The following is a 19,442-nucleotide window of genomic DNA, read 5'->3' on the forward strand; positions in this document are numbered from 1 at the left end:
GTATAATAAGCCCGTATGTAGGACTTCTTCGTTAACACATACAAAAGACTCTCATGGCTCAAGGCACGCTTTATATTGTTTCTGCCCCTAGTGGCGCGGGTAAATCCAGCCTTATTCAGGCACTGTTAAAAACCCAACCGTTGTACGATACGCAGGTTTCTGTTTCTCACACCACGCGAGCACCGCGTCCGGGTGAAGTGCACGGTGAACATTATTTCTTTGTAAATCACGACGAATTCAGAGCGATGATTGGCAGAGACGCGTTTCTTGAACACGCAGAAGTATTCGGTAACTACTACGGTACTTCGCGTGAAACCATTGAGCAGGTTCTGGCGACCGGCGTGAACGTGTTCCTGGATATCGACTGGCAGGGCGCGCAGCAAATTCGTAAGAAAATGCCTGATTCGCGCAGTATCTTTATTTTACCGCCATCGAAAGATGAACTGGATCGCCGCCTGCGTGGTCGCGGCCAGGACAGCGAAGAAGTTATCGCGAAGCGTATGGCGCAGGCTGTTGCAGAAATGAGCCATTACGCGGAATATGATTACCTTATTGTGAATGATGATTTTGATGCCGCGCTGAGCGATCTCAAAACTATCCTTCGCGCAGAACGCCTGCGTATGAGCCGCCAGAAGCAGCGACATGACGCATTAATCACCAAACTGTTGGCAGACTGAACCCACTTTCAGTATCATGCCCAGTCATTTCTTCACCTGTGGAGCATTTTAAGTATGGCACGCGTAACTGTTCAGGACGCTGTAGAGAAAATTGGTAACCGTTTTGACCTGGTGCTGGTCGCCGCGCGTCGCGCTCGTCAGATGCAGGTAGGCGGTAAAGATCCGCTGGTACCGGAAGAAAACGATAAAACCACCGTTATTGCACTTCGCGAAATCGAAGAAGGTCTGATCAACAACCAGATCCTCGACGTGCGTGAGCGCCAGGAGCAGCAAGAGCAGGAAGCCGCTGAATTACAAGCTGTTACCGCTATTGCTGAAGGTCGTCGTTAATTAAACCTGCGGGTCGCCCTTGTATCTGTTTGAAAGCCTGAATCAACTGATTCAAACCTACCTGCCTGAAGACCAGATTAAGCGTCTTCAGCAGGCGTATCTCGTTGCACGTGACGCTCACGAGGGCCAGACACGTTCAAGCGGTGAACCCTATATCACGCACCCGGTAGCGGTGGCCTGTATTCTGGCCGAGATGAAACTCGACTACGAAACGCTGATGGCCGCCCTGCTGCATGACGTGATTGAAGATACCCCTGCCACCTACCAGGACATGGAACAGCTGTTTGGCAAAAGCGTTGCCGAGCTGGTGGAAGGGGTCTCTAAGCTTGATAAGCTGAAATTCCGCGATAAGAAAGAGGCGCAGGCCGAAAACTTCCGCAAGATGATCATGGCGATGGTGCAGGATATCCGCGTCATCCTCATCAAACTCGCTGACCGCACCCACAATATGCGCACGCTGGGCTCACTTCGCCCGGATAAACGTCGCCGCATCGCCCGTGAAACCCTCGAAATCTACAGTCCGCTGGCGCACCGTTTAGGTATTCATCACATTAAAACCGAGCTGGAAGAGCTGGGTTTTGAGGCGTTGTACCCGAACCGCTATCGCGTGATTAAAGAGGTGGTGAAAGCCGCTCGCGGTAACCGTAAAGAGATGATTCAAAAGATCCTCTCTGAAATCGAAGGGCGTTTGCAGGAAGCGGGCATTCCGTGCCGCGTGAGCGGTCGCGAAAAGCATTTGTACTCTATCTACTGCAAAATGGTGCTCAAAGAGCAGCGTTTTCACTCGATCATGGATATCTACGCATTCCGCGTGATCGTCCACGACTCGGACACCTGCTACCGCGTGCTGGGGCAGATGCATAGCCTGTACAAGCCACGCCCGGGGCGCGTCAAAGATTACATCGCCATTCCAAAAGCGAACGGATACCAGTCTTTGCACACCTCGATGATTGGCCCGCACGGCGTTCCGGTTGAGGTGCAAATTCGTACCGAAGACATGGATCAGATGGCGGAAATGGGTGTCGCGGCACACTGGGCCTATAAAGAGCACGGTGGTGAAAGCAGCACCACCGCGCAAATCCGCGCCCAGCGCTGGATGCAGAGCCTGCTGGAGCTGCAACAGAGCGCAGGTAGCTCGTTTGAATTTATCGAGAGCGTTAAATCCGATCTCTTCCCGGATGAGATTTACGTTTTCACGCCGGAAGGGCGCATTGTCGAACTGCCTGCGGGCGCGACACCGGTCGACTTCGCTTACGCCGTGCATACCGATATCGGCCATGCCTGCGTAGGTGCCCGCGTCGACAGGCAGCCTTATCCGCTGTCGCAGCCGCTCTTCAGCGGACAGACGGTGGAGATCATTACCGCGCCGGGGGCACGTCCTAACGCCGCCTGGCTGAACTTTGTCGTGAGCTCAAAAGCGCGCGCAAAAATCCGCCAGCTGCTGAAAAACCTTAAGCGCGACGACTCCGTTAGCCTGGGGCGTCGTCTGCTCAATCACGCGCTGGGTGGCAGCCGCAAACTGGCAGAGATCCCGCCAGAAAACATTCAGCATGAGCTGGAGCGTATGAAGCTCGCCTCGCTGGATGACCTGCTGGCAGAGATTGGTCTCGGCAACGCCATGAGCGTGGTCGTGGCGAAGAACCTGCAACAAGGTGAAACGACAGCCGTTCCTGCCACCACGCAAAATCATGGTCACCTGCCGATCAAAGGCGCTGACGGTGTGCTCATCACCTTCGCCAAATGCTGCCGTCCTATCCCTGGCGACCCGATTATTGCGCACGTCAGCCCGGGTAAAGGGCTGGTGATCCACCACGAATCCTGCCGTAACATCCGTGGCTATCAGAAAGAGCCTGAGAAGTTCATGGCGGTCGAGTGGGATAAAGAGACGGCGCAGGAATTTATCACTGAAATCAAGGTGGATATGTTCAACCACCAGGGTGCACTGGCGAACCTGACGGCAGCGATTAACACGGCCTCGTCCAACATTCAAAGCCTGAATACGGAAGAAAAAGATGGCCGCGTTTACAGCGCCTTTATTCGCCTGACCGCCCGTGACCGCGTGCATCTGGCAAATATTATGCGTAAGATCCGCGTGATGCCGGATGTCATTAAAGTCACCCGTAACCGAAACTAGCATTATGAATTCAAAACGTTACGAGCGAATCTGCGAAATGCTCGCCAGGCGGCAGCCTGATCTGACGGTCTGCATGGAGCAGGTCCATAAACCTCATAACGTCTCTGCTATCGTCCGCACCGCAGATGCCGTCGGCGTGCATGAAGTCCACGCCGTCTGGCCAGGCGCACGTATGCGTACCATGGCCTCCACCGCCGCAGGCAGCAACAGCTGGGTATCCGTGAAAACTCACCAGACTATTGGTGAAGCGGTCTCGCACCTGAAAGGGCGTGGCATGCAGGTTCTGGCAACCAACCTCTCTGCTAAAGCCGTGGATTTCCGTGAGATCGACTACACCCGTCCGACCTGTATTTTAATGGGCCAGGAGAAAACGGGGATCACGCAGGAAGCACTGGATTTGGCCGATCGGGACATCATCATTCCGATGATTGGCATGGTCCAGTCACTCAACGTGTCGGTCGCCTCAGCGCTGATCCTGTATGAAGCGCAGCGCCAGCGTCAGAATGCCGGAATGTACGAGCGCAGCAACAGCATGCTGCCGGAAGAGGAGCAGCAGCGCCTGCTGTTTGAAGGTGGCTATCCGGTGCTGGCTCGCGTTGCGAAGCAGAAGAAATTGCCTTACCCCCACGTCAACGCGCAGGGCGAAATTGAAGCCGATGCCGAGTGGTGGTCCACCATGCAGTACGCGGGATAAATCATGAAAGGCCGCCTGCTGGACGCTATACCGCTCAACAGCCTGACGGGCGTGGGCGCGGCACAAAGCAGTAAACTGGCGAAGATTGGCCTGCACACCGTGCAGGATCTCCTGCTCCACCTCCCCCTGCGTTACGAAGACCGTACTCAGCTTTATAAAATTGGCGATCTGCTGCCCGCTATTTACGCCACCGTTGAAGGGGAAGTGCTGAACTGCAACATCACCTTTGGCGGACGCAGGATGATGACCTGCCAGATCAGCGACGGCACCGGTATTCTTACCATGCGCTTTTTCAACTTCAATGCGGCAATGAAAAACAGCCTTGCCACTGGACGACGCGTACTTGCGTACGGTGAAGCCAAACGGGGCAAATACGGCGCGGAGATGATCCACCCGGAATACCGCGTGCAGGGCGATCTCAGCTCACCTGAGCTACAGGAGACGCTCACGCCGGTCTATCCAACCACTGAAGGCATTAAGCAGGCTACGCTGCGCAAGCTCACCGACCAGGCGCTGGAGCTGCTCGATACCTGCGCCATTAACGAGCTGCTGCCGCCGGAGCTGGCGCAGGGCATGATGAGCCTGCCAGAGGCGTTGCGCACCCTGCACCGCCCACCGCCAACGCTTCAGCTTGTTGATTTAGAGAGCGGTAAACACCCCGCCCAACGGCGTCTTATCCTTGAGGAATTACTGGCTCACAACCTGAGCATGCTGGCCCTGCGCGCAGGTGCGCAGCGTTTCCACGCGCAGCCATTAAGCCAGCGTGATGAGCTCAAAGATAAGCTGCTGGCCTCACTGCCGTTTAAACCCACCGGCGCCCAGGCGCGGGTGACCGCCGAGATCGAACGCGATATGGCGCTGGATGTGCCGATGATGCGCCTGGTGCAGGGCGATGTGGGTTCCGGTAAAACGCTGGTCGCCGCGCTGGCCGCTTTGCGCGCTATCGCCCACGGCAAGCAGGTGGCGCTGATGGCACCGACGGAACTGCTGGCCGAGCAGCACGCCAACAATTTCCGTAACTGGTTTGCCCCGCTGGGAATTGAAGTGGGCTGGCTGGCCGGGAAGCAGAAGGGCAAAGCGCGCCTTGCGCAGCAGGAGGCGATAGCCAGCGGGCAGGTGCAGATGATTGTCGGCACGCACGCTATTTTCCAGGAACAGGTGCAGTTTAACGGCCTGGCGCTGGTGATTATCGACGAACAGCACCGCTTTGGTGTTCATCAGCGTCTGGCGTTGTGGGAGAAAGGTCTGCAACAGGGCTTCCACCCGCATCAGCTGATCATGACCGCCACGCCGATTCCGCGCACCCTGGCGATGACGGCCTATGCCGATCTGGATACCTCCACCATCGACGAACTCCCCCCGGGTCGTACGCCGGTGACAACGGTCGCCATTCCGGACACGCGCCGCAGCGACATCATTGACCGCGTGCGCAACGCCTGCACCCACGAAGGACGTCAGGCTTACTGGGTCTGTACCCTGATTGAAGAGTCTGAGCTGCTGGAAGCGCAGGCTGCCGAAGCCACATGGGAAGAGTTAAAGCTCGCCCTGCCGGAGCTGAACGTCGGTCTGGTTCACGGGCGCATGAAGCCTGCCGAAAAGCAGGCGGTGATGCAGTCGTTCAAACAGGGTGAACTGCATTTACTCGTTGCGACCACGGTTATCGAAGTGGGCGTGGACGTGCCGAACTCCAGCCTGATGATTATTGAGAACCCGGAGCGCCTGGGCCTGGCGCAGCTCCACCAGCTACGAGGCCGCGTGGGGCGTGGCGCGATCGCCTCTCACTGCGTGCTGCTCTACAAAGCCCCGCTGTCGAAAACCGCGCAGATGCGTTTGCAGGTATTACGCGACAGCAATGACGGCTTCGTCATTGCGCAAAAAGATCTGGAGATCCGCGGCCCGGGTGAACTGCTGGGCACGCGTCAGACGGGTAACGCCGAATTTAAAGTGGCGGATTTGTTGCGCGATCAGGCCATGATCCCCGAAGTACAACGCCTTGCGCGTCATATTCATGAACGCTACCCCGAACAGGCGGCAGCGTTAATTGAACGCTGGATGCCGGAAACCGAGCGGTATTCCAACGCCTGACGATCAGCCAAACATCGGCAGCATCAGGTAGAGCTTAATGACCAGCGCGTTGACGATATCAATGAAGAATGCCCCCACCATCGGCACCACCAGAAACGCCATGTGCGACGGACCGAACCGTTCAGTGATCGCCTGCATGTTTGCGATGGCCGTTGGCGTTGCCCCCAGTCCAAACCCACAGTGGCCCGCTGCCAGTACCGCCGCATCATAGTTTTTGCCCATCATGCGCCAGGTAACAAAGATGGCATACAGCGCCATAAACACGGCCTGTACCGCCAGGATCGCCACCATCGGCAGCGCCAGCGAGGCCAGTTCCCACAGCTTGAGGCTCATCAGCGCCATCGCCAGGAACAGCGACAGGCTGACGTTCCCCAGCACGGACACTGCGCGCTCAAAGACGCGGTAGAAGCCCATCTGCGCCAGACCGTTGCTCAGGATCACCCCGATAAACAGCACGCAGACAAAGGTTGGCAGTTCGAAAGCCGTTCCCGCCAGCCATTGCGCAACGATTTTGCCCACGGTGAGGCAGATAGCAATCATGGCGATGGTTTCAATCATCACCAGCGAGGTGATACTACGGCCAACGTCCGGTTTTTCAAATGCGGTCGGCACCATTTCATCGTCTGGCCTGCCTTCCGGCGTGGTGGAGTGTTTCACCAGATAGCGCGCCACCGGGCCGCCAATCAGCCCGCCAAGCACTAGGCCAAAGGTCGCGCAGGCCATCGCCACTTCCGTTGCGTTTTCAAAGCCATAGCGTTCGATGAACAGCTTGCTCCACGCCGCGCCCGTTCCGTGGCCACCTGACAGGGTAATCGACCCCGCCAGCAGACCCATCAGCGGATCCAGCCCCAGCAATGACGCCATACCGATGCCGATGGCGTTTTGCATCAGAAGCAGGCCCACCACAACAATCAGAAACACGCCCAGCACCTTGCCACCCGAACGCAGGCTTGCGAGGTTAGCGTTCAGGCCGATAGTGGCAAAGAAGGCCAGCATCAACGGATCTTTCAGGGACATATCAAAATCGATTTCCCAGCCCATGCTTTTTTTTTCAGTACCAGCAGGGCCAGCGCCACCAGCAAACCACCGGCGACGGGTTCAGGAATGGTGTACTTTTTCAGAAAGGAAACACTGTGTACCAGCTTGCGACCAAGCAGAAGAACCAGCGTTGCGGCAACAAGGGTCGACAACGTATCGAGATGAATCATAAAAGGCTCCTGTTATGCGCGTATTCCATACACACGCGGCGTTATCCTGGGCCGGGTGATGCTCGTCATGAGCCGCCGGCGCGAAAAGTGTAATTTTTTTTTGCTGTTCGTTGTAGAAAAGCTGCTCACACCGGCAGATTTTCTCTCTTTTTTTTGCTGGCAATCGTTTGCTTTTACCAGGTGGTCAGCTAAAATGCCCGCTTTTCCACCGTGGGATTGCCGCCGATGTCTTTTAACACTCTGGAGTCTTCTGATGCGCAACCGATTGCGCAGAAGCAAAACAGCGAACTGATTTACCGCCTTGAAGATCGTCCCCCGCTGCCTCAAACCCTGTTTGCCGCCTGCCAGCACCTGCTGGCGATGTTCGTTGCGGTCATCACGCCGGCTCTGCTGATTTGCCAGGCGCTAGGGTTACCGGCGCAGGATACGCAACACATCATCAGTATGTCTCTGTTCGCTTCCGGCGTGGCCTCCATCATTCAAATTAAAGCCTGGGGTCCGGTGGGTTCAGGTTTGCTGTCGATTCAGGGCACCAGCTTTAACTTTGTGGCGCCGCTGATCATGGGCGGTACGGCACTGAAAACCGGCGGCGCAGATGTCCCGACGATGATGGCGGCGCTTTTCGGCACCCTGATGCTGGCAAGCTGCACAGAGATGTTCATCTCCCGCGTTCTGCACCTGGCGCGCCGGGTGATCACCCCGCTGGTCTCCGGCGTGGTGGTGATGATTATCGGCCTGTCGCTGATTCAGGTGGGTCTGACCTCCATCGGGGGCGGCTACGCGGCAATGAGCGACCATACCTTCGGTGCGCCGAAAAACCTGCTGCTGGCAGGCGTGGTGCTGGCGATCATTATTCTGCTTAACCGTCAGCGTAACCCGTACCTGCGCGTGGCATCGCTGGTGATCGCCATGGCGGCCGGTTACCTGCTGGCGTGGGCGCTGGGTATGCTCCCGGAAAACACCACCCCAACCAACAGCGCGTTGATTACCGTGCCAACGCCGCTCTACTATGGCCTGGGCATTGACTGGAGTCTGCTCCTGCCGCTGATGCTGGTCTTTATGATTACCTCGCTGGAAACCATTGGCGATATCACCGCCACCTCCGACGTGTCCGAGCAGCCGGTCTCCGGCCCGCTGTACATGAAACGTCTTAAAGGTGGCGTGCTGGCGAACGGACTGAACTCGTTTGTCTCGGCGGTGTTCAACACCTTCCCGAACTCCTGCTTCGGCCAGAACAACGGCGTGATCCAGCTGACCGGCGTGGCCAGCCGCTACGTGGGCTTCGTGGTGGCGCTGATGCTCGTGGTCCTCGGCCTGTTCCCGGCGGTAAGCGGATTTGTACAGCACATTCCCGAGCCGGTGCTGGGCGGCGCGACGCTGGTCATGTTCGGTACCATCGCGGCCTCCGGCGTGCGTATCGTCTCCCGCGAGCCGCTGAACCGCCGCGCAATCATGATTATTGCGCTGTCTCTCGCCGTAGGGCTTGGCGTCTCCCAGCAGCCGATGATTTTGCAGTTTGCCCCGGACTGGGTGAAAAACCTGCTCTCTTCCGGCATCGCCGCGGGCGGTATTACCGCTATCGTGCTGAATCTCATTTTCCCGCCTGAAAAGAACTGATCCCCACACGGCAGGCTGTCAATGCCTGCCGTGACATCTCTTTACACCATTCCCGCCTTGAGCATTGCGCATAAATCGTGCATAACACCCTTATGTGCGTTTCGCGGGAGGGAAGACCATGAAATTTATTGGAAAGCTGCTTATCTATCTTCTGGTAGCCCTGCTCATTGTAGTGCTCGCCTTTTATTTTCTGCTCCAGACCCGCTGGGGCGCATCGCAGGTCAGCAGCTGGATCACGGTGAATACCGATTACGAGCTCAACTTTGACCTGATGGATCACCGCTTTTCATCCCCTTCTCACATCCTTCTGGAAAACGTTACCTTCGGACGAGATGGCAAACCGGCCACGCTGGTCGCTAAAAAAGTGGATATTGGCTTAAGCAGCCGCCAGATCACCGACCCGCTGCATATGGATGCCATCACCCTGTTCGATGGCACGCTGAATTTATCGCCGCAGACGGCGCCGCTGCCGTTCCAGGCCGACCGTCTGCAACTGAATAACATGGCCTTTAACAGCCCGAATACGGAGTGGGATCTCAGTGCGCAAAAGGTGACCGGCGGCGTCAGCCCGTGGCAGCCCGAGGCGGGGAACGTACTGGGGAAAAATGCGCAAATCCAGATGAGCGCCGGGTCGCTCACCCTCAACGGCATACCGGCCAACAACGTGCTGATTCAGGGACAACTCAACGGCAAAGGGGTGGCGCTGAATACCATCGGTGCCGATATGGCGCGCGGCTCGCTTACGGGCTCGGCTCTGCGTAATGCCGACGGTGGCTGGGTTATCAACACCCTGCGTCTGAATGAGATCCGCCTGCAAAGCGACAAATCGCTGCTGGATTTCTTCGCCCCTCTCTCCACCCTGCCTTCGTTACAGATTGGGCGGCTGGAAGTGACCGATGCCCGTCTACAGGGGCCAGACTGGGCGGTAACCGACCTCGATCTCAGCCTGCGTAACCTCACCCTGAGTAAAGGTGACTGGCAAAGCCAGGAGGGACGGTTATCCATGAACGCCAGCGAATTTATCTACGGCTCGCTGCATCTGTTTGACCCTATCCTGAATGCGGAATTCTCCCCGCAGGGCATTGCGCTGCGTCAGTTCACCTCCCGCTGGGAAGGGGGCATGGTGCGCACCTCCGGCAACTGGCTGCGCGATGGTCAGGCGCTGGTGCTGGACGACGTTGCGATTGCCGGGCTGGAATATACGCTTCCGGAAAACTGGAAAACGCTGTGGATGGACCCGCTCCCGGCATGGCTGAACAGCGTGACGCTGAAAAAATTCGGCCTGAGCCGCAACCTGGTGATCGACATCGATCCGGCGTTCCCGTGGCAGATCACCTCCCTCGACGGTTATGGCGCTAATTTGCGGCTGGCGCAGGATCACAAGTGGGGCGTGTGGGGCGGTAACGCAACCCTCAACGGGGCGGCAGCGACCTTTAACCGCGTCGACGTGCGTCGCCCGTCGCTGGCGCTGAATGCCAACGCCGCAACGGTAAATATTACCGATCTGAGCGCCTTTACCGAGAAAGGGATCCTGGAGGCGACCGCCACGGTTTCACAGCTGCCGCAGCGGCAGACCACCGTGAGCCTGAACGGGCGCGGTGTACCACTCAACGTCTTGCAGCAGTGGGGCTGGCCAGCGCTGCCGATTACGGGCGACGGCAATATTCAGCTCACCGCCAGCGGCAGCGTGCAGGCGAATGCGCCGCTGAAGCCGACGGTGAACGGGAAGCTGAGCGCGGTGAATATGGATAAACAGCAGGTGCAACAGACGATGACGGGTGGTGTGGTGTCGACGGTGGCTCCGGCACAGTAAATAGCCGGGTGGCGGCTTCGCCTTACCCGGCCTACGATCTCATGTAGGCCCGGTAAGCGAAGCGCCACCGGGCATTTTTCCAGCTCAGAGGTGAACCATCACCTCATCCCCCTCGGCTTTCACCACCACACCCCACTCGCTGCCCGCATGTGAACCGCCTTTTACGCCGCCGACCTTCTGCACGTTGCGCAAGCACACCGACCAGTTTTGCGCATCTCCCGTGCCGGTAAAGGTCACGACGTCGCCCTGACGTGACGCCTTCAGCGTAAACAACACGGAACCGTCCGCCGCAGGCACTTCACTCACCGCCGTTGCGCCATCGCTCAGGTTGAAGAGCTGGAAGGCTGTCCCCTCATGCCACGCATAGTCCGGCTTCTGGTTATTATTGCCGAGCGCCAGCAGCGTGTTGTCGCGCACATAGACCGGCAGGCTCATGAAATCGTGCTGCTGCTTATGCCAGCGGCTGCCCTGAATTTCGTCGTTGTGCCACAGGTGCGTCCAGCGCCCTTCCGGCAGCCAGAACTGCACGTCGCCCGCCTCGGAGAACACCGGCGCCACCATCATTGAATCCCCCAGCATGTACTGACGGTCAAGATAGTCACACGCCGGATCGTCCGGGAACTCCAGCATCATCGCCCGCAGCATCGGCGTGCCGAACTCACGCGCCAGAGCCGCCTGACGATACAGGTACGGCATCAGCTGGCATTTCAGCTGCGTGAAGTGGCGCACCACGTCGCAGGACTCGTCATCGTACGCCCACGGCACGCGGTAGGATTTGCTGCCGTGCAGGCGGCTGTGGCTGGAGAACAGCCCGAACGCGCACCAGCGTTTGTAGACGTGCGCCGGAGCGGTGTTTTCGAACCCGCCGATATAGTGGCTCCAGAACCCGAAGCCGGACAGCCCAATCGACAGCCCGCCGCGCAGGCTTTCGGCCATCGATTCATAGTTGGCGTAGCAGTCGCCGCCCCAGTGTACCGGGAACTGTTGCGCACCCACGGACGCGGAGCGGGCAAACAGCACCGCCTCTTCTTCTCCCACCGTCTCTTTCAGCACGTTCCACACCAGCTCGTTATAGATGTAGGCGTAATGGTTGTGCATCTTCTGCGGATCGGAACCGTCAAACCACTGGACGTCCGTCGGGATACGCTCGCCGAAATCGGTCTTGAAGCAGTCGACTCCGATCTCCACCAGGCCTTTCAACTTGTCGGCGTACCACCGGCACGCGTCCGGGTTGGTGAAGTCGTAGATCGCCAGCCCCGGCTGCCATTTGTCCCACTGCCAGAGGGAGCCGTCCGGACGCTTGAGCAGATAGCCCTTCTCTTTCAACTCCCGGAAGATCGGCGATTTCTGGCCGATGTACGGGTTGATCCACACGCAGACCTTCAGCCCTTTCTCTTTCAGGCGGCGGATCATCCCTTCCGGATCCGGGAAGGTCACCGGGTCCCACTCGAAGTCGCACCACTGGAAGGCCTTCATCCAGAAGCAGTCGAAGTGGAAGACGTGCAGCGGCAGGTCGCGCTCGGCCATGCCGTCGATAAAGCTGTTCACCGTGGCTTCGTCGTAGTTGGTGGTGAACGAGGTGGTGAGCCACAGGCCGAACGACCACGCAGGCGGCAGCGCCGGACGGCCAGTGAAGCGGGTATAGCGGTTCAGCACTTCTTTCGGCGTCGGGCCGTCGATCACAAAGTACTCGAGATATTCCCCTTCCACGCTGAACTGCACTTTGGACACTTTCTCGGAGCCGACTTCAAACGAGACGTTTTCCGGGTGATTCACCAGCACGCCGTAGCCGCGGTTGGTCAGGTAGAACGGGATGTTTTTGTAGGACTGCTCGGTGCTGGTGCCCCCGTCGCGGTTCCAGGTCTCGACCGTCTGACCGTTGCGCACCAGGGCGGTGAAGCGCTCGCCCAGGCCGTAGACCGTTTCCCCCACGCCCAGATCCAGACGTTCAAACACATAGTTGCGATCGGTATTGCTGTCCTGTACGTAGCCGTTGTTTTTCAGCTGGCTGCCGGTAATGCGCTGGCCGTTGCGCAGGAAATCCAGCGCCCAGAACTCGCCTTTGGTGACGCGCACGCTGACGCTGCCGCTTTTCAGCTCGGCAAACTCGGCGTTGTTTTCAATCTCTACCTTCACGTCTTTCAGAACGTTCAGCGGATAGTGCGGGCCTTTATTCAGCGCGCCCTGGAAGTGCTCAATGCGCACCCCGACAATCCCTTCCTGCGGGGCAAACAGGCGCACCGTGAACATCAACGTGTCGAGCTGCCAGGTGCGTTCGCGCACGTCACGCGGCGCCACATACACCACCAGGTCATTGCCCTGCTGCTCCACGTCGAACACCTGAACCGGATACGTCACGTTCAGGCCCGGTTGAATAAGCCAGTTTCCATCACTGATTTTCATGCTTTCGTCCTCTTAGTTCTGCAATTCTTTACTGACCGGCAGGTTTTCAAACTCCTGCTGATTGCGGCGCGCACCCTGCGCCAGCTCGCGCAGGATTTTGGTCAGGAAGGGGGTTTTCAGCGTGTAGTAGCGTTTGGCGATGATGGCGCTCAGCACGTAGCAGATCGCTGGTGCCAGCGTAAACAGGCCGATAATGATACTGATGGTCGCGCTGTTCTGGGTTTTGGCCGCCGCGTCGTAGCCGCCGCCTGCCAGCATCCAGCCGATCATCGCCCCGCCCAGCGCCAGGCCGAGCTTCAGCACGAACAGCGTGCCCGCAAAGCTGATGCCGGTCAGACGTTTGCCGTTGGTCCATTCGCCGTAGTCGACGGTATCGGACATCATTACCCACTGAATCGGCGTCACCAGCTGGTGCAGCACGCCGATAACGAAGATGAAGCCGAACATCAGCACGGTGGCATGCATCGGCACGAAGAACATCGCCACGCTGACCACCGCCAGCGCGGCGTTGGTCCACCAGAAAATGCTGACCTTGCACTTCCAGTCGGTGAGCGGTTTTGCCAGCGCGGAGCCAATCAGGTTGCCGACGCAGTAGGTCGTCAGGAACGCGACGAACACTTCCGGCGAGCCCATGATCCAGGTGCAGTAGTACATCATCGCGCCGCCGCGCACGCAGACGGCGAGGATGTTGAGTATGGTCAGCACGCCGACGATGCGCCACTGGTCGTTTTGCCAGATATCACGCAGATCTTCACGCATGGAGGTGGTGCTCGGCGGCACCTGGATGCGCTCTTTGGTGGTGAAGAAGCAGAACGCCAGCATCAGGAACGCGACCACCGACAGCACGGCGATCCCGCCCTGGAAGCCGAACGCTTTATCGTCGCCGCCAATCAGGTTCACCAGCGGCATCATCAGCACCGTGGAGAGCATGCCGCCCGCCGTCGCCAGCACAAAGCGCCACGACTGAAGGGAGATACGCTGCGTCGGGTCGTTGGTGATCACGCCGCCCAGCGCGCAGTACGGGATGTTGACCACGGTATAGAGCAGGGTCAGCAGCGTGTAGGTGATGGCGGCGTAAACCATTTTGCCGTTGAGGCTCAGGTCCGGCGTGGTATACGCCAGCACGCAGACGATGCCGAACGGGATAGCGCCAAACAAAATCCATGGACGGAACTTGCCCCAGCGGCTGCGGGTGCGGTCGGCAATCAGCCCCATGCACGGGTCGGAGATCGCATCCAGCGCGCGGGCCAGCAGGAACATGGTGCCGACAAACCCGGCGGGAATACCAAAAATATCGGTGTAGAAAAACATCATATAAAGCATGACGTTATCAAAAATGATATGGCTGGCGGCGTCTCCCATGCCGTAGCCAATCTTCTCTTTTACTGACAGTACTTCGCTCATATTTTTATCCTTCACGCTGTAGGGGGCGCTGAGACCGGTTGCATTGGTTTTAAACCATTGTTTCAGGAGCGGGTATTGCGTTTTCTGGTTAAGAGATTACGTTTCTTGTTTTTTGTGATCGGGATAAAAGTTGATGAGCACGAAATGCTAACCTGAGGATTTTCTTAAGAATTAGCTGAAACCGGGGGGTTAAGGTCAAAAGAGAGGTGAAAAAAGTGGTGTGGGGTATGTGGTAAATGCCTGAAAGTAGCTATAATGCGCCCCGCCTCCATGTAGCAATGCAGGCGCGGAAGATCGTCATCTCCGGTGAGGTGGCTGGACTTCAAATCCAGTTGGGGGCGCCAGCGTTCCCGGGCAGGTTCGACTCCTGTGATCTTCCGCCAAATATTTTACCTACTTCAACGTATCATTCGTTTTGAGTTTTTAATTAATATTTTTACAAGCTCATCTAATTCTTTTCTTAAAGCAGCAGATTTTTCATCGAAAACAATTATGTCTATGGGCGGATTATTATATTGCTGCTGTATCATGAGACTGCCGAGTAGATTGGCTATTAAAGTATTATCTGCAAATCTCATTTTTAAAAGCTTACGCATACCAGAAGCCAAAAGATCTATAACTTGCAAACCGTCATTTTTCATTGAATCCTCATAGCTAATGTCATCCCGTAATATTTTTTGGATGTTAAAAGCGCGGCTATTAGCTAAGGATGTTTTTTTCTCGATCAGATAATTAGGTATCTCTCCTTCATTATAAATAAACTCTCTCATATATTTATAGTTAAAACCATTCACTATACCTAAAGGGTTTTCAAGGGTATACATTTGCAACAAAGCTGGTGAAAATTTTTCAAATATCAACTCATACTTAGTTTTGTGAGACGGCTGTTTTTGATCTAAACGCCATTTGAATTTTTTTAACGTCTGTGGTTGTCGTTGTGCATAGTAATTTACAGATTGGGAGATTATTGTATGCACTAATCTTATTTGGCACATCAACTGAATATAAAGTGGGAGAGATACAGACAATAATTCTTTTGCCATCAAATGTTGAGCAAGTTTTCCCTCGTGATAACGCATCTGCTCAATACTATTTACTATGGTTTTCACATGCGTATCTTTATGATTTTCGATAAAGCTTTTATTATTATAATATGAGTCTGTTACAACACAAAAAAGACTACCGTTCAGCTGCGAAATTTCTTGAAGAAACAAAATATAGTTACTTTCACTAATGTTAACTAATTTTATCTCTTGTCTGCCCAAACCATTCCTTTTTTTTAAATTATTGAGGGCATTCCTATATTTCCTTTTTTCAGTTTCCGGACAAATATAAGCAGCAACTACACTCCAAGAATTTTCTAGTTCACTTTCAGGAGTAAATGAACCTGATTCATCAATTAATATTTCCATATTTACTACTCTCTTTGGCTAGATAATAATCTTAACCTACAAGCCTCCTTCACCCATTTACTAAAATTCCCTTTCCCCGCCGCCTTCTCGATCTGCTCCAAAAGCTCATCCTCGAAACGTATGTTCTTCATCGTGCTCTTAGTGCGGTCAAAATTTGGTTTCTTTTTCTCTTGCATGGTAGGTACCACTTCGGTTAATTTATTCGCACGTGGTACCTACCACATGGATTCGGAATTTTGACAACGCCCAGCAGTGTTGGAGCACTAAAGGGCGTCTAACCTCACCAACTATCAAGGAGTTGATTATGGCTGATTCGCATTCTACCCCAGACACCGACCAATCCGGAACCGAGCGTTCGTTAATTGTGGGATACCGCCCGAATGTTTACGACAAATCTACGCCGAAAATCATCCTTTCCGGCAAGTGGCTGCGCGCGGCGGGTTTTGATACCGGACAGCAGGTCACGGTAAAGGTCATGAAAGGGTGCATCGTTCTGGTAGCGTATAACGAGCAGGAGCAAAGGATTCTGGACGATTACAAACGCACTAAAGCAAAGTTATGCCAGATCGAGAACACGCTGGCGAGCCTGCAATTATCATAACCGTTCCCGCTGTTATCAAGTTGGCTGCTGGGCATGCAGCCAACATAAAAAACAATATAGAATGCCAGATTTCTTCCATAACATCCAAAAAGCAATCGAACCCAACATGTAATGCTAACTTACAAGTTCAATATTTGATGACATTCATCATTTCAATACCTGATGCTATTTTTACTTAGCATTTATCTTACGATGGCAACGAAATCATAATTCAATGTTATAATTTTTGGAAATATATTTGAGAAACTTATACATCGCAAAGAGCAATTTTAAGTCCCACTTCCATATTTTATTTTATTTTCTATTTTGAAATAAATGTCACAATTTAAATCCATAATGAAGCGTAGTTTCCCTCAGTCTATAAAAGGAGATTGAGATGGCTATACCTGTTTACTTATGGCTTGAGGACGATGCAGGCCGGAAGATTAATGGATCTGTCGATATAAAGGATCGCGAAGGCTCAATAGAAGTGATTGAATTTATGCATTCAATAGAACAACCTATAGAGAAATTCTCCGGAAAAATCACTTCAAAACGTATTTGTAGCACCTATGCATTCATGAAAGAGATTGATTCCTCATCCTCATATCTATACAAGGCCTTGAGCACTGGACAAACACTAACAAGAGCAGAATTTATATTTTACAGGATCAACTATAACGGGCTCGAAGAGGCTTACTTTAAGACAACTTTAGAAATGCAAGAGTAGTTCAAATTGAACCACTCATGTTTGACATTAAACTACCGCAAAACGAACGCTATACACATTGTGAATATGTAGATCTAACATATGAAAAAATAACATGGCATTACATAGATGGAAACATCATTCATTCTGATACCTGGAAGGAACGCGCTTAAGGAGAAAGTATGTCCTGGGAATATAATGTAAAAGAGCACAAATTTTATCTTGATGGTGTTTATCAGTTCGATGCAGATTATGCAGGAGCAAGTGGTTACAAAAACGATCCATCTCAAGAATGTGTAAAAAACAGTGGGCCTCTACCTCGAGGGAAATACACAATTGGTTCCCCTCATAATTCTGCCCACACAGGAAAATATACCCTCAGCCTCACGCCCTACTCGACAAATGATATGTGTGGCAGAGACTCATTTAAAATTCATGGCAAAAGCAGTTTGCACCCTGATGACTCTTCAGAGGGCTGCATTATTGCTCCTTTGAGTGCGAGAAGAAGCATCTGGAAAAGCAACGATACGGTGTTGATTGTCAAATGAAGCGTTTAATTTGTTCATTGCCATTACTCGTTGCAGTCAGTTCGCACGTCTCAGCATCTGAAATGACCGGCTTCGCAACACAGTATTACGATGAAGACGGCTCGCTGACGGAAATTTCAACCATAGTGCCCCTTTCCCCGACCATCACGATCGGCAAGAAAACGGTTCAGATGGAAGTTACTCATCTGTCTCAGATTTTCAGTACATACGTGGAGAAAGACAGCTCCGCGCACTGGATCTGCCTTCATGACGACGATGGCACCAATTATTGGTTCATTTCAGATAACGAAATGGGTGCAGGGCTGTTAACTGCGCTAGCCATATCCAGGGATGGCATCCATAAAGAGTGTGTGAATACAACGGAACGAGTCAGTGTCTCAGTCTCTGGCGTTCCATTGTTAAATGCCACTCACGGGGATTTAGTTGAATTGTTCGGCAAAAAAGCAATCGGCAACAGAAAAAAGATCCTGCTTTATCAGGAGACACCTGTACAGGATGGATTTGTTCAGAACAATACCGTCTCTTATTACTTTGATGGCGAAAAATTGCGCGGCGTAATTATCGGGCAAATAACCAGTAACTAGCTTGCAGGCTCCCTCTTTTACAGAAGAGGGCGTTAAGCCTGTCCACTCAACCGCATATGCAACAGCGGAAACGGATTCCCCTGCCCGTCCAGTGCCGAGCGCCCGACCTGCTCAAACCCCATATGACGATAAAACGCCACCCCCTGCGGATTCTGCTCGTTCACATCCACTTCATTTACGCCGAATTCTGCGATGGCATATTGCAGCAGCATTTTCCCAATACCCCTCCCCCGGCTCGCATCATCCACAAACAGCATTTCAATGCGATTTTTATCCACGCCCAAAAAGCCGTGAATAATACCCACGTCATCCCGGGCAATCACAACCCTGAGATTAGGCAAATATGCGTTGAGCAATAACGGACGCAGCGCCGCGATATCGCTTTCCTGCAAAAAGCGGTGCGTGGCGCGAACTGACGACTCCCAGACTGCGACGAGGCGTTCAAATTGCGAGGGGTGTGCGGCTTCTATTTTCATGGTGATATTCCGGTTGAGTAAAGTTTCAGGGCAGCAATGTAATGATATTCAGCTCTGCGACGTGCGCCACACGCCAGGCGTACAACCATACTCCGTCTGGAAATGACGAATAAAGTGCGCGCAGTCGCTGAATCCCATCCGCTGCGCAATATCCGTCACGCTTTGCTGTGAGTTCTTCAGCAGCCAGCAAGCATAGCGCAGCCTGGCGCTGCGGATAAATTCGCGGGCCGTTTTGCCGAATTCTGCGTGGAACAGGCGGTTGAGCTGGCGTTCACTCAATGCCACTTCTCGCGCAAGCCCGGCGGTGGTGAGCGGCCGGGTCAGGAACTGTTCAATCAGCATGACGGCGCGGCGCAACCGCGAGTCAGGGATAAGCGCAAGATTCGCCGGACGTGGGGTGGCAATTTCATGCGGAACGAGCGACAAACGCTGACAGGTGGTGCTGGCGATATCATCCCCGGCATGGGCGCGGATAAGCTCAGTTGCCAGCGTCAGGGTGGAAATACCGCCCGGGCAGGTCAGCACATCGCCATCGTCGATGAAATCATACCCTTGCTCAGCATAAACCAGCGGGAAAGCCTGCCGAAATGTATCAAGGTGGAAAGGATGGATGGACGCTCGTCGTTCATTCAGCAATCCTTCCTGTGCGAGGACAAAACTGCCGGTGCCAATGCCAATGAGCGGAACCCCGGCATGGTGGGCATGTGCCAGATACGCTTTATCCCCCTGATACCCTAAGTCCAGATATTGCAATTCACCGCCGATAAC

16 protein-coding genes, 1 tRNA gene and 2 pseudogenes are annotated in these 19,442 nt (G+C 54.4%); 12 read left to right on the forward strand and 7 right to left on the reverse strand.

The features are described 5' to 3' along the window. Positions 1-53 precede the first annotated feature (53 nt). From gmk to recG, 5 genes are read left to right on the forward strand one after another with little or no spacing between them, the layout of a single operon-like run. Positions 54-677, forward strand: coding sequence for a guanylate kinase (gene gmk / locus ACOTYB_RS14250; RefSeq protein WP_006177710.1), 624 nt, complete (start codon positions 54-56; stop codon positions 675-677). Positions 678-731: 54 nt separating this feature from the next. Further along, positions 732-1,007 carry a DNA-directed RNA polymerase subunit omega gene (gene rpoZ, locus ACOTYB_RS14255; protein WP_000135058.1) on the forward strand — a complete coding sequence of 92 codons (276 nt, stop codon included), beginning with the start codon at positions 732-734 and terminating at the stop codon, positions 1,005-1,007. 19 nt (positions 1,008-1,026) lie between these two features. Next, a complete protein-coding gene (spoT, locus tag ACOTYB_RS14260) occupies positions 1,027-3,141 on the forward strand; it encodes a bifunctional GTP diphosphokinase/guanosine-3',5'-bis pyrophosphate 3'-pyrophosphohydrolase (protein WP_003860921.1) in 2,115 nt (704 codons plus the stop codon). 4 nt (positions 3,142-3,145) lie between these two features. Further along, positions 3,146-3,835 carry a tRNA (guanosine(18)-2'-O)-methyltransferase TrmH gene (gene trmH / locus ACOTYB_RS14265; protein WP_003860922.1) on the forward strand — a complete coding sequence of 230 codons (690 nt, stop codon included), beginning with the start codon at positions 3,146-3,148 and terminating at the stop codon, positions 3,833-3,835. Between the two features lie 3 nt (positions 3,836-3,838). Further along, entirely contained in the window at positions 3,839-5,920 is a 2,082-nt protein-coding gene (gene recG / locus ACOTYB_RS14270; RefSeq protein ID WP_015570052.1) for an ATP-dependent DNA helicase RecG, read from the forward strand. Between the two features lie 3 nt (positions 5,921-5,923). Here the strand turns inward: recG and gltS are convergent. Continuing rightward, a pseudogene (gene gltS, locus ACOTYB_RS14275) lies at positions 5,924-7,128 on the reverse strand (sodium/glutamate symporter). A 225-nt stretch (positions 7,129-7,353) separates the two neighbouring features. Here gltS and xanP point away from each other — a divergent pair. Further along, positions 7,354-8,745, forward strand: coding sequence for a nucleobase:cation symporter-2 family protein (gene xanP, locus ACOTYB_RS14280; protein ID WP_220153483.1), 1,392 nt, complete (start codon positions 7,354-7,356; stop codon positions 8,743-8,745). A 118-nt stretch (positions 8,746-8,863) separates the two neighbouring features. Beyond that, positions 8,864-10,558, forward strand: a complete 1,695-nt coding sequence (locus ACOTYB_RS14285; RefSeq protein ID WP_220153482.1) for an AsmA family protein — start codon at positions 8,864-8,866, stop codon at positions 10,556-10,558. An 84-nt stretch (positions 10,559-10,642) separates the two neighbouring features. On the opposite strand, the gene yicI is transcribed toward ACOTYB_RS14285, so the two are convergent. Together yicI and ACOTYB_RS14295 are read right to left on the reverse strand one after the other, a co-directional pair. After that, positions 10,643-12,961: an alpha-xylosidase gene (yicI, locus tag ACOTYB_RS14290; protein ID WP_409248941.1), complete on the reverse strand. Its 2,319-nt coding sequence runs from the start codon at positions 12,959-12,961 to the stop codon at positions 10,643-10,645. 12 nt (positions 12,962-12,973) lie between these two features. After that, a complete protein-coding gene (locus ACOTYB_RS14295) occupies positions 12,974-14,365 on the reverse strand; it encodes a glycoside-pentoside-hexuronide family transporter (protein ID WP_015570055.1) in 1,392 nt (463 codons plus the stop codon). Positions 14,366-14,653: 288 nt separating this feature from the next. Between ACOTYB_RS14295 and ACOTYB_RS14300 the strand changes: the two genes are divergently transcribed. Then, positions 14,654-14,748: transfer RNA gene (locus tag ACOTYB_RS14300), tRNA-Sec, on the forward strand. A 15-nt stretch (positions 14,749-14,763) separates the two neighbouring features. Here ACOTYB_RS14300 and ACOTYB_RS14305 read toward each other — a convergent pair. Both ACOTYB_RS14305 and ACOTYB_RS14310 read right to left on the reverse strand, forming a co-directional pair. After that, on the reverse strand, positions 14,764-15,777 hold the full coding sequence (locus ACOTYB_RS14305; protein WP_023323950.1) for a DUF3800 domain-containing protein: 1,014 nt from the start codon (positions 15,775-15,777) through the stop codon (positions 14,764-14,766). Positions 15,778-15,782: 5 nt separating this feature from the next. Continuing rightward, positions 15,783-15,953: a YlcI/YnfO family protein gene (locus ACOTYB_RS14310; RefSeq protein WP_065186978.1), complete on the reverse strand. Its 171-nt coding sequence runs from the start codon at positions 15,951-15,953 to the stop codon at positions 15,783-15,785. Between the two features lie 128 nt (positions 15,954-16,081). Here ACOTYB_RS14310 and ACOTYB_RS14315 point away from each other — a divergent pair, with 128 nt between their 5' ends. From ACOTYB_RS14315 to ACOTYB_RS14330, 4 genes and pseudogenes are all read left to right on the forward strand, one after another. Continuing rightward, positions 16,082-16,378: a SymE family type I addiction module toxin gene (locus tag ACOTYB_RS14315; protein ID WP_023323949.1), complete on the forward strand. Its 297-nt coding sequence runs from the start codon at positions 16,082-16,084 to the stop codon at positions 16,376-16,378. Positions 16,379-16,754: 376 nt separating this feature from the next. After that, positions 16,755-17,239, forward strand: a pseudogene (gene tssD, locus ACOTYB_RS14320) (type VI secretion system tube protein TssD). 9 nt (positions 17,240-17,248) lie between these two features. Beyond that, on the forward strand, positions 17,249-17,614 hold the full coding sequence (locus ACOTYB_RS14325) for a tlde1 domain-containing protein (RefSeq protein WP_072031505.1): 366 nt from the start codon (positions 17,249-17,251) through the stop codon (positions 17,612-17,614). Then, the gene (locus ACOTYB_RS14330) at positions 17,611-18,198 is read left to right on the forward strand and encodes a hypothetical protein (RefSeq protein ID WP_023295690.1); all 588 of its coding nucleotides are present in this window, start codon (positions 17,611-17,613) and stop codon (positions 18,196-18,198) included. Before ACOTYB_RS14325 ends, ACOTYB_RS14330 begins: the two co-directional genes overlap by 4 nt. A 32-nt stretch (positions 18,199-18,230) precedes the next feature. On the opposite strand, the gene ACOTYB_RS14335 is transcribed toward ACOTYB_RS14330, so the two are convergent. Then, the gene (locus tag ACOTYB_RS14335) at positions 18,231-18,674 is read right to left on the reverse strand and encodes a GNAT family N-acetyltransferase (RefSeq protein WP_045346041.1); all 444 of its coding nucleotides are present in this window, start codon (positions 18,672-18,674) and stop codon (positions 18,231-18,233) included. Positions 18,675-18,722: 48 nt separating this feature from the next. Then, the gene (locus ACOTYB_RS14340; protein ID WP_409248940.1) at positions 18,723-19,427 is read right to left on the reverse strand and encodes a GlxA family transcriptional regulator; all 705 of its coding nucleotides are present in this window, start codon (positions 19,425-19,427) and stop codon (positions 18,723-18,725) included. Positions 19,428-19,442: the final 15 nt, after the last annotated feature.

Origin of the sequence: Enterobacter cloacae complex sp. IR5450, from assembly GCF_049238665.1 — a bacterium.
In the GTDB taxonomy this organism is placed as follows: domain Bacteria; phylum Pseudomonadota; class Gammaproteobacteria; order Enterobacterales; family Enterobacteriaceae; genus Enterobacter; species Enterobacter hormaechei_C.